Source organism: Mycobacteriales bacterium, from assembly GCA_036497565.1.
Taxonomy (GTDB): domain Bacteria; phylum Actinomycetota; class Actinomycetes; order Mycobacteriales; family QHCD01; genus DASXJE01.
In genome coordinates, this window is the sequence record DASXJE010000010.1 from 1 (window position 1) to 10,725 (window position 10,725).

The 10,725-nt window shown below is 68.7% G+C and carries 10 protein-coding genes and 1 pseudogene; 7 read left to right on the forward strand and 4 right to left on the reverse strand.

Features of this window, described 5'->3' with window-relative positions; genetic code table 11:
- The 3 genes from VGH85_00760 to VGH85_00770 all read left to right on the forward strand — a co-directional run.
- Positions 1–263: hypothetical protein (locus tag VGH85_00760; protein HEY2172322.1), on the forward strand; the 263-nt coding region annotated here is incomplete at its 5' end.
- A 68-nt stretch (positions 264–331) separates the two neighbouring features.
- Positions 332–1,021 carry a helix-turn-helix domain-containing protein gene (locus VGH85_00765; protein HEY2172323.1) on the forward strand — a complete coding sequence of 230 codons (690 nt, stop codon included), beginning with the start codon at positions 332–334 and terminating at the stop codon, positions 1,019–1,021.
- A 113-nt stretch (positions 1,022–1,134) separates the two neighbouring features.
- On the forward strand, positions 1,135–1,677 hold the full coding sequence (locus tag VGH85_00770; protein HEY2172324.1) for a dihydrofolate reductase family protein: 543 nt from the start codon (positions 1,135–1,137) through the stop codon (positions 1,675–1,677).
- Between the two features lie 86 nt (positions 1,678–1,763).
- On the opposite strand, the gene VGH85_00775 is transcribed toward VGH85_00770, so the two are convergent.
- Positions 1,764–2,675, reverse strand: a complete 912-nt coding sequence (locus VGH85_00775; GenBank protein HEY2172325.1) for a LysR substrate-binding domain-containing protein — start codon at positions 2,673–2,675, stop codon at positions 1,764–1,766.
- A 192-nt stretch (positions 2,676–2,867) separates the two neighbouring features.
- Here VGH85_00775 and VGH85_00780 point away from each other — a divergent pair, with 192 nt between their 5' ends.
- From VGH85_00780 to VGH85_00790, 3 genes and pseudogenes are all read left to right on the forward strand, one after another.
- Positions 2,868–3,491, forward strand: coding sequence for an NAD(P)-binding domain-containing protein (locus VGH85_00780; GenBank protein HEY2172326.1), 624 nt, complete (start codon positions 2,868–2,870; stop codon positions 3,489–3,491).
- Between the two features lie 92 nt (positions 3,492–3,583).
- Positions 3,584–4,507, forward strand: a pseudogene (locus VGH85_00785) (SDR family oxidoreductase).
- A gap of 51 nt (positions 4,508–4,558) precedes the next feature.
- Positions 4,559–4,942 (forward strand): nuclear transport factor 2 family protein, encoded by a 384-nt coding sequence (locus VGH85_00790; protein ID HEY2172327.1) that lies wholly within the window; start codon positions 4,559–4,561, stop codon positions 4,940–4,942.
- A gap of 46 nt (positions 4,943–4,988) precedes the next feature.
- Here the strand turns inward: VGH85_00790 and VGH85_00795 are convergent, their stop codons facing one another.
- Positions 4,989–5,180: a hypothetical protein gene (locus VGH85_00795; protein HEY2172328.1), complete on the reverse strand. Its 192-nt coding sequence runs from the start codon at positions 5,178–5,180 to the stop codon at positions 4,989–4,991.
- Between the two features lie 151 nt (positions 5,181–5,331).
- On the opposite strand from VGH85_00795, the gene VGH85_00800 reads away from it, so the two are divergent.
- Complete coding sequence (locus tag VGH85_00800) at positions 5,332–7,797, forward strand: SpoIIE family protein phosphatase (GenBank protein HEY2172329.1); 2,466 nt, start codon at positions 5,332–5,334, stop codon at positions 7,795–7,797.
- Between the two features lie 24 nt (positions 7,798–7,821).
- On the opposite strand, the gene VGH85_00805 is transcribed toward VGH85_00800, so the two are convergent.
- Together VGH85_00805 and VGH85_00810 are read right to left on the reverse strand one after the other, a co-directional pair.
- Positions 7,822–8,376 carry a response regulator gene (locus tag VGH85_00805; GenBank protein ID HEY2172330.1) on the reverse strand — a complete coding sequence of 185 codons (555 nt, stop codon included), beginning with the start codon at positions 8,374–8,376 and terminating at the stop codon, positions 7,822–7,824.
- Positions 8,373–10,725: ATP-binding protein (locus VGH85_00810; protein HEY2172331.1), on the reverse strand; the 2,353-nt coding region annotated here is incomplete at its 5' end. The genes VGH85_00810 and VGH85_00805, both read right to left, overlap by 4 nt.

The following is a 10,725-nucleotide window of genomic DNA, read 5'->3' on the forward strand; positions in this document are numbered from 1 at the left end:
TCGCCGTGGCGGCCGACCTCACCGACGCCAACGCTGCGATCTTCGACGCGGCCCACGGCTTCCGTGGGTGTATCCCCGGCATCCATGAGGTGCTGGTGCGCGACGGAGTGCTCGCCGGGCGCTGGTGCCTCGACCTCGGCGTGGACCTCTCGCCCGGGCAGGCCGCCGAGATCGACCGCGTGTGCCGGGCCTACCCGCACCTGCGGGACCCCGACCTCCTCGCGGACCTGCTCAGCTCGCCTGAGCCCGTGGCGAGGCTCTGACCTGGGACCCGCCACGACGTGTGCCCGCTTCTCAGCCTGGATCGCGCCTCCTGGACTAGACTCCCGTCGTGGGGTTGGTCTTCGACGCTGTTGCCGGCGAACTCCCTCTGGTGCAACGAGTGTGGTCGGCACGCTGCGACGCCACGACCAGTTTCTCCTCGGCGGCCAAGAGCTCCTCCATGATCGCGTTTGCGCGGAGCGGCGACAGGGTGACGGTCCACGTACGCGGACCGGAGACCAGGGCTACAGAACTGACATGTCCGGAGGGATGGGAGTTCTTTGGTGTCGAGCTGCAGCTCGGCGCCTATCTGCCCCTGTTCCCACCTTTCGATCTGGTCGACCTGAACGATGCATTTTTGCCGGCCTTGTCAGGCGACCGAATTTTGCTGGGCAACCGAGACTGGGAGATGCCGACCGAGCAGAACGTCGACGTCTTCGTCCATAGGCTCGTGCGAGCCGGTTTGTTGTTCTTCGATCCACTCGTCGACGAGATCCGTCACGGCGAACGACCACGAGCGTTGTCGGAGCGGACGGCGCAAATCCGGTTCCGCCGGGCTGTCGGGATATCGCGCCGCAAGCTCGTCAGCATCGAGCAGGCACACCACGCCGCGCAGCTCCTCGCGGCGGGGGGATCGACGGCCGACGCGGTCAGCGCCGGCGGTTACTACGACCAGCCGCAGCTTGCGCGGGCCATGCGGTGGGCGACCGGCCACACCCCCGGCGAGCTGAGATCCGGCGCCACGTTCCTCGCGTTCTGATCCCTGACCACCACCGCTACGCTGCCTCGACCCGCTCGAGCAAGACCGCCCGAAGCGGGCGGGATTCGGTTCGATACAAGACGGGCCGATCAGCGCGATGGTTGGCTCCGGGCATGCGAAAGCTGATCGAATATGACCATGTCTCGATCGACGGTAGGTTCATGGGGGACGACTTCTGGGCCGCGCAGATGAAGGTCGCCCCCAACGACAACCACTTCGCTTATCAGCGCCGACTGTTGGAAAAGGCAGCCGGTCTCGTGCTCGGACGTGTGACCTACGAAACGTTCGCCGCAACGTGGCCGACCATGACCGGCGATCTCGCCGACACGTTGAACTCCCTACCGAAACATGTCGCCTCCACCACGCTGACCGAAACCACCTGGAACGCCGACGTGCTCGCCGGCGACGCCATCGATGCCGTAGCTGGGCTGAAGGAGTCCGGCACGGGCACGTTGGTGAAATATGGAAACGGCCCGTTCAGTCGGGCGCTCGTCGAGGCGGGACTGCTGGACGAGCTTCATCTGAGCATATCCCCGTTCGTGGCGGGTTCCGGTGAGTCGCTGCTGTCCGGCATCGGCACCACCCCCATGAACCTGACGGGAGTGACCGACATCGGCAACGGCGCGGTGGTGCTTGCCTACACGCCGCGTCGGTAACCGGCCACGGGGACTTCGCCCCGGGCGTGACCGAATTCGGCGGTGCCGCGCGGCTGGGCCGGGGCTGCTGTTTCCAACTGAACTGCTCACCCGCGTCCCGGAACGCCGTCCCCTCCAAGCTGCCACATTTCATAGTTCCCGCATTCTGCCGTGACCTCGGCTATCGCCCGGGCAGCGGTGACGAAGTCTTCGACCACCGGTGACACGCGCGATGCCGCCACCGCAAGGCACACCTGGTCGGGCGCCATATCCGGGACGGGGACGTAGCTGATGTTCGGATGCGAGTAGAACACGGTCGCCGAACGGGCCAGGAACGAGATGCCCCGGCCGGCCGCGACGTGCTCGAGCGTCTCGTCCACCCCGCGCACCAGGTACCCGGCGTTGGGGTGGGGACGCTGCGTGGGCTGCGTGCTCGTATCGGAGTCCCACAGCAGAGGCTCGCCGGCCAGGTCGGCCTGGGTGGCTTGTTCCTTGCCTGCCAATCGATGGCCGGTGGGCAGTACCGCCATCCGTGGCTCGGTGTACACCGGGACGACGCGCAGGCCGGTCTCGTCGATCGGCAGCCGTACGTAGCCGACGTCGATGCGACCGTCGAGCAGCATCGTGGCCTGGTCGTCCGCTTCGATCCGTTGCACGTCCACGACCACGTCCGGGTGCCGGGTCGCGAACTGCTGGACCGCCGGGGCGACCGCGACGCCGGCCCGGAAGCCGACCATGAGCCGCCGGCCGCCGCGGGCGGCGAGGGTGACCCGACGGCGGGCCGCCTCCGCGGAGGCCAGCAGCGGACCGGCGTCGGCCAGCAGCTGCTGACCGGCGTCGGTCAGCGCCACTCCGTGGCTGTCCCTCGTCAGTAGCGAGGCACCGAGCTCCTTCTCGAGCGCGCGGACCTGCCGGCTCAGCACCGGCTGCGCGATGTGCAGTTCGTCGGCGGCGCGGCCGAAGTGCAACCGATCGGCCACGGCGACGAAGTAGCGCAATTTGCGCAGGTCCAGATCCATGGAGCCTCCCGTCTACCGATGCCCTCAGGGTATCGCAGCGGTCGAAAGAGGTCTTGGACGCCGGCTCGGGCCGATGGCAGCGTCAGGTGTCGAGCGCTCGACATCGACTCCTCGGGGCACCGACCGCACCACCGTCAACGGATGCGGTGGGCAAGGACGGCCTATCCCCAGCGTCAGAAAGTAGGAATACGAATGAGCAGCATCAGCATTATCGGTGTGGGCGGCATGGCCCGCGCTCTGGCCGAGCGGGCGCTCGCCGGCGGTAACGTCGTCGAGGTCATCGGCCGGAACCAGACCAAGGCCAAGGAGTTCGCCGCCGCGCTCGGCGGCGGCGCCACGGCCGGGACATTCGGCGCCATCCCGGCCGGCGACATCGTCATCCTCGCCGTGACACATGCCGGCGGGGTACCGGTTGTCGCTCAGTACGGAGACGCGCTGGCCGGCAAGGTCGTCGTCGACGTCTCCAACACGTTCCTCGGTCCGGACGACACCGGGCTGGTCACCGCTGAGGGCACGTCGGGCGCGCAGGAGATCGCCAAGGCTGTCCCGGCGAGCGCGCACGTGGTCAAGGCCTTCAACACCGTCTTCGGTCATGTCCTGGCCCGGGGCGGCCCGCTGGACGTGTTCATCGCCGGCGACGACGCGGGGGCCAAGGCGAGCGTGTCGGCGTTCATCGAGAGCCTCGGGCTGCGGCCGCTGGATGTGGGTGGCCTGGAAATGGCGCATTGGCTGGAAGGGGCGGGCCTCCTGATGATGGGCCTCGCCCGCAGCGGTGCAGGGTTCAACGTCGCCCTCGGCGCCGAGCTTCTCAGCTGAATGCGCCCACGGTCCTTCCTACGCGGCATCACAGCAGTCGATTCATGGCACGAGAAGAACAGCCGCTCCCTCGATCCTGACAAGGAACAGTAATGCGCGTTTTCGTCACCGGTGGGACCGGACATTCCGGTTCGTACATCATCCCCGAACTCATCGCCGCCGGGCACGAGGTCACCGGCCTGGCTCGGTCAGACGGGGCCGCGGCGGCACTCACCGCGCTCGGCGCGAGGGTGCGCCGCGGCGACCTCGAAGACCTCGACGGGCTCAAGGAAGGGGCCGCGGACTCCGACGGTGTCATCCACGTCGCGCACCGACAGGACCTGCTTCCCGCCGGCGGGATCGACGCTGTGGCCGCCGCGGAACTCCCGATCATGCACGCCTTCGGCGAGGCACTGGCCGGAACCGGCAAACCCCTGGTCGCGGCGGGGAGCATCGGCTCGCCCGGCAACCTGGGCCGACCGGCGGTCGAGGAGGACCCGGCCCTGTGCAGCGATGATGAGCACAAGGGCACTCTGCGGGCTCGCAACATCGTGGAGAGGGCCGTGATCGACCTCGCCGGCCGGGGAGTGCGGTCCTCGGTCGTGCGGTTCCCCCTTATCGCGCACGACACGACCGATCGCGCCGGCTTCCTCCCTTTGCTGATCGCGCTCGCGAAGGAGCAGGGCGTCGTCGGCTACCCCGCAGACGGCGCCAACCTGTGGCCCGCCGTGCACGTCCGAGATGTCGCCTCCCTGTTCCGTCTGGCGCTGGAGAAGGGGCCCGCCGGCAGGTATTGGCACGCGGTCGGGGACGGGGGAATCCGGTTCCGCGAGCTCGCCGAGGCCATCGCCAGCCGCCTGGGCCTGCCTGTCGTGAGCATCCCCGCGGACGAGTTGATGACGCCGGGATACTTCGGCTTCCTCACGAATCTGGTCACGCAGAGCTACCCGGCGTCCAACCTCATCACCCGCCAGACCCTCGGCTGGGAACCCACCCAGCCCGGCCTGCTCGCCGATCTGGACAACGGCCACTACTTTCCCGCCGACACCTCGACCGCCCACGACGATGTGGCCACGCTGAAAGAATTCGTGCAAACCGCCGACAGGACCACGGCCCTCGAGATGGTGGACGAGGACGCGGTCTGGCGGGAGGCGGAGACCCTGCCCTGGGGCGGGGAGTGGCGAGGGCCCGAGGGGTTCGCACGACTGACCCGTGAAATCGACACACTGGCAGAACTGTCCGTGCAGGACTACGACATCGTCGAGGCCGGCGACGTGGTGGAGTTGCGGCTCGACGCCGTGTTCACCTCGCGCACGAGCGGGCGCCGACTGCCGATGAAGGTTGTGGAGCACTACCGGGTGCGGGACGGCAGGATCTACGGCGCGGACGCCTTCTACCAAGACACGCAGGCTGTCAACGACCTGTTATCCAGCCGCAGAACGATCACTCTCGATCCTTCCCGCGACCAGTGACGAGAGACCGGACGATGCGCCCGGACTCCACGACAGGCGTTTCGCCCTAGCCGATCGCATACCCCGGCCTCAGCAGCAGCTGTCCTCCGACGATCAGGGCCAAGACGGCAGCTGAGACCCAGGCGACCTTCCAGATCACACCGGGGATCAGGGTCCTGCCCGCCATCGCCCGAGCATCGCCGGCACCAGCCGGGAGCGTGGTGGTGTCGACGACGCCGCCGATGAGGAGGAACCACACGACGCCGACCGCCACCGCTGCCTGGGCGGCGCCAGAGCGAGCAGGGAGAACAGCGCAGCGACGAGCAGCACCGCGAGCGGGTTGCCGGCCGAGCCGGCCGACGGCCGCTTCGTACTCGACGCCGGGGGCGGTCGAAGCTAGGTTCCCTCTCATGGCGGCCCAGCGGCCAGGTCCGCGATCAGCCGACGCCGCCGTCGTCTGGTCCGTGCTGAAAGCGATCCCCCAGGGAGTCGCGATCTGCGCCGACGACGGGACGATTCTCTACGTCAACCGAGCAGCCGCCGCGCTGTTGGACCGGACGGCCGAATCCCTCCTCGGGACCCTCATGTGGGAGGCCTTCCCGGAAGCGCGACGGGACGAGTTCCGCCACCGGATCATCCGGGCCGCGGAGAGTTCGTCGGACGGTGAGCCGGCGCAGTTGTCGGGAGATCATGCGCTTGGGTACGGGGAGTTCGCCGGTCACGCCTGGCGGGTCGGGGACCAAGTGGCCGTGTTCTTCGCGCGAGAGGACGAAACGGCTGCTGCGGAAGCCACCCGGCAGCGTCTGATCGACGAAGTGGAGGCAGCGCTCCGGCGCAGCCAGCTGATGCTCAGGGCGAGCGAGGCGTTCTTGGCCGCCACCACGACGGCTGACATCAGTGACGCGGTGTCTGCGCTCATGGACGGGACCTTTCCCGCCCCGAGGCACGTCGACATTGCTCTCCTGGACGGCGACGGCCGGCACCTGGTCCAGCTGCGCCCGGCGGAGATCCCCGCCGAGATCCGACATCGCTTCCGCCGCATTCCGATCGGCGCAGACCTGCCGTCGGCCGAGGCGACCCGCACAGGCCGGGCCGTGTTCATCCAGGACCTCGACGAGCTCGCCGAGCGGTATCCGCGCATGCGCGCGGACTGGGCGGGGCCGGGCCGGGAAGCGATCGCGTGCGCGCCGGTACTCGGTCAGGACGGGCCGGTGGGCGCTCTGGTGTTCGTCTGGGCGGAGCCGCATGCCATCGACGTGTTGGAGCGGGCCATGCTCACGACGGTCGCGGGCTACGTCGGCCACGCCATCGCGCGAGTGCGGGCGCTCGAGGACCGGGTCGTCGCCGCCGAGAGCCGGTACGAGGACACGCAGGCGGCCCTCGAGATGATGCAACGCCGCTTGCTGCCCGAGCGCCTGCCGGTGCTTCCGGGCGTGCGGGTCGCTGCGTACTACCGGGTCGCCGACCGCGAGAACGCGGCCGGCGGGGACTGGTTCGATGCGATCCCCGTCGGCGACGGGACGCTGGCGCTCATGGTCGGCGACGTCGTCGGCCACGGAGCGGCCGCAGCAGCCGTCATGGCCCAACTCCGGGCTGTGCTCTCCGGTCTCGTCGCGGAGGGCACCGGCATCGTCGAGGCGCTGGCCCGCCTCGATCGGATCGCCGCGCGGATACCCGGGGCGCGGGGTGCGACGGTCTGCCTGGCCGTACTGGACCCCGATCGGCGGGTGGTGAGCTACGCCAGCTGCGGGCACCCGCCTCCGCTCGTGGTCGGGAGCGACGGAACGACCCGGTACCTGGCCGTGCACGGAGGTCCCCTGGGGGTGGCCGCTCCCAAGCCGAGGCTCGGGCACGACGTCCTCGCCGAGACGGACATGGTGCTGCTGTACTCCGACGGGCTCGTCGAACGGCCCGGACGAACCTTGGGCGCAGGGCTGACGGCGCTGTCGAGCGCCACGGCCGACGCGCGGGGGCGCGCATCCTCCACCGGGGCCGACCTCGAGCAGGTCTGCGGGCAGATCGTGACGCACCTGGTCCGTCCGGGCCATGGCGACGACGTCACCGCGCTCGCTGCTGAGCTCGGTGAGCGCCCGGACCTCCCGACGATCGAGATAGACAGCCGTAGACCGCGTCTGTCGGCAGTGCGGGCGACGCTGGCCGCGTGGCTGACAAGACTCGGAGCCGGGGAGGAAGACGTCGGGGCGATCCAGCTCGCGGTGATGGAAGCCGTCGAGAACGCGATCGAGCACGGATACCGGGATGCGCCGGGCCAAGTGCGCGTGGAGGCACATCTCGACCGACGAGGGCGCGTGTGTTTCGTGGTGTCCGACCGTGGACAGTGGCTCCGGCCCACCACGCACCCACAACACCGCGGCCGCGGTGTCGCCCTGATGCACGACTGCGCGGACGACGTGGAGATCGAACGACTCGCCACCGGGACCTCGGTCAGCTTCAATCGCGAGTTGAGCCGGGCACCCGTCTTCGGTGACGAATGGGCAACACACGAGGAACCGTATGGCTCGGACGACGAGCTGTTGATGGAACTGCGTGAGCGCGGGAACGGGCTGATGCTCGTCCTGACCGGTCCGATCGACATGACGAGCTCGGCGGTCCTGCGCCGGCAGCTTCAGAATCTCACTCGAGGTGGTTCGACGCCGCTGTCGATGAACCTGGGCGCGGTCACGCACATCGGCAGCAGCGGCGTGGATGTGCTGTACGAGGTCGCGGAGGAGATGCGACACGCCGGACACACCATGCAGCTCGTCGCTCCGTCCGGCACGACCGCTCATCACGTCCTGGAGCTCAGCGGCCTCGAATCCATCACGCAGCACCTCGAACACGACCGACTCCCCGACGAGGGACGAGCTCGCAACTAGGCGGGCACCTCGGCCGTCGGGGGGTCAGGGCGCCAGCTCGGTGGCCTCCGCGACGCGGGCGAGAGCCGCGCGCAGGCGCGTCGTCGCTCGCTCCGTGTCGGGTCGGGACTTCTCCAGTGCATCGACCGCGTCGCCGATGGCCGAACACAGCGACTGGCACTCCTGCGCCTGGGCCGAGAGTTCGGCGTGCACCGTCCACAGGTCGGCGAAGACTCCCACCTTCGACCGGATCACCCATGGGTCGAGCGGCTTGGTGATGTAGTCGACCGCCCCGGCCTCGTAGCCTCGGAACACCAGGTGTGCGTCGTAGTCGACGGCGGTCAGGAAGATGATGGGGATGTGTCGTGTGCGTTCGCGCTGCTTGATGTGCTCGGCGGTCTCGTAGCCGTCCATCCCGGGCATGTGCACGTCGAGCAGGATGGCTGCGTAGTCGGTGGTCATCAGCCGCTTGAGTGCGTCCTCCCCGCCCGTCACCGACTCGACCTCGACGGGAACGCCCTCGAGGATCGCCTGCAGCGCGACGAGGTTCTCCCGCCGATCGTCGACCGCGAGGACCCGGGCCGTGGGCACCGATCTCATCGTCCTGACTCCACGTCACGCAGCGGCAGGGTGCCCCGGCCCTCCGTGACCCACGACGACATGGTCGAGAGCAGCTCGTCGAGGTCGACCGGCTTGGTGAGGTAGTCACTGGCCCCTGCGGCGAGGCTCGCGTGCCGGTCCTCGGGCATGGCCTTCGCGGTCAGGAAGACGATCGGGAGGTCTGCGCCACGCGGCAGCTCTCGCATCCTCCGGGTCGTCTCGTTCCCGTCCAGGTCGGGCATCATCGCGTCCATCAAGACGATCCGAATCTCCGGGTGTTCGGTGAGCAGCTGGATGCCGTCCGCGCCGTTGTCGGCGTAGAGCACGACGACGTCGCGCATCTCGAGTGCGTTGGTCAAGGCAAACACATTGCGGACGTCGTCGTCGACGATCAGCACGGTCATGTCGCGGAGAGATTCGCCGACAGAACCCGGCGGCTGCTGGACCGCCGGCCGGATGAGGGGCACCCCGGCGGCGGCCAGCGCTTCCTCGTCCGCCTCGACCGGCTCGCGACCGCCAGGTTCCGGCGCCGCGAGGGCCGCGGTCTCGGCCATCTCCGACGGAAGGTAGAGGGTGAAGGTCGATCCCACGTCGACCTCCGAGGATACCGTGATCACCCCGCCGAGCAGCCGGGCGAGCTCTCTGCTGATGGAGAGTCCCAATCCGGTCCCTCCGAAGCGTCGACTGGTGGTGCCGTCCCCTTGCTGGAAGGCCTCGAAGATCATCGAGGACTGCTCGTCGGAGATACCGATACCCGTGTCGCGGACCGCGAACCGCACCACGTCCTCGACGCCGACCAGGCCGGCCTCCTCATATCCCGAGCCCGGTTCGGCCGGCTCGATGAGCAGTTCGACCGAGCCGGAGCTGGTGAACTTGATCGCGTTGGCGAGCAGATTACGCAGGATCTGCTGCAGACGCTGGAGGTCGCTCGTGATCGTCGTCGCCTCCGGCGCGACCTCGAGGTGCAGGTCGAGACCCTTCTCCTCGGCCTGGGCGCGGAACACCGTGTCGAGGTAGCGGGGAACCCCGGCCAGGCCGACTCGCGTGGGGAGCACGTCCACCCGACCTGCCTCGATCTTCGAGAGGTCGAGGATGTCGTCGATCAGGTCGAGCAGGTCCGAGCCCGCGCCGTGGATGGTGGCGGCGAACTCGATCTGCTTGGGGGAGAGGTTGCGATCGGGGTTGTCGGCCAGCATCCGGGACAGCAGCAGCAGGGAGTTGAGAGGGTTCCGCAGCTCGTGGCTCATGTTGGCCAGGAACTCCGACTTGTACTGGCTGGCGACGGCGAGCTGCTGGGCCTTCTCCTCGACGCCGCGTCGTGCTGCGTCGATCTCGGCATTCTTGATCTCGATCTTCCGATTCTGGTCGGAGAGGAGCGCTGCCTTCTCCTCCAACTCGGCGTTGGTCCGCTGGAGCTCGGCGGACTGCGCCTGCAGCTCGAGTGTGAGCCGTTGTGACTGCGACAGCAGGGCCTCGGTGCGGCGGCTGGCCCGGATGGTCTTCACCGTCACCCCGATGGCCCCGACGAGTCGTTCGAGGAACGTGAGGTGCAGATCGGAGAACCGCCCCACGCCCCCGAGCTCGATGACCCCGAGGCCCTCGCCCTCGAAGGTCACCGGCAGCAGGACCACCTCGACCGGTGCGAACTCCGCCAGCCCGGACCGGATGGGTAGGTAGTCCGGAGGGACGTCGCGGACCACGATCATCTGTTTGGTCGACCCGACCTGTCCGACCAGGCCTTCCTCCGGCCGGAACACGGCGGCCGAGTCGAGATCGAGCAATTCCCCGCTCAGTCCGAAGCCCGCCGTGAGCCGCCACCCGACCGGCTCGGAGCCGTCCCCGTCGGTCTCGCGGTGCTCGGCGAGGAAGAAGGCACCGACCTGCGCGTTCACCAGTGGAACGACCTCCCGCATGACCATCTGCGCGATGTCCTCCAGGTTGCGCTGGCCCTGCAGGAGACCGCCGATCCGGGCGAGGTTCGAATCGAGCCAGCCCTGTTCGGCGTTCGTGTTCGTCGTCTCCAGCAGGGTCACGATCATGAGATTGAGCGTGTCCTTGAGCTGGGCCACCTCGCCCTGGGCGCGCACACCGATCCGTTGGGTGAGGTCGCCCCGCGTGACCGCTGTGGAGACCTCGGCGATGGCGCGTAGCTGGATGGTGAGGGTCGAGGCGAGCTGGTTCACGCTCTCGGTGAGGTCGCGCCAGGTGCCGGCGACGCCGCGGACCTGGGCCTGGCCGCCGAGCTTGCCTTCGGTGCCGACCTCGCGGGCCACGCGGGTCACCTCGTCGGCGAACGAGGAGAGCTGGTCGACCATGGTGTTGACCGTGCTCTTGAGCTCGAGGATCTCG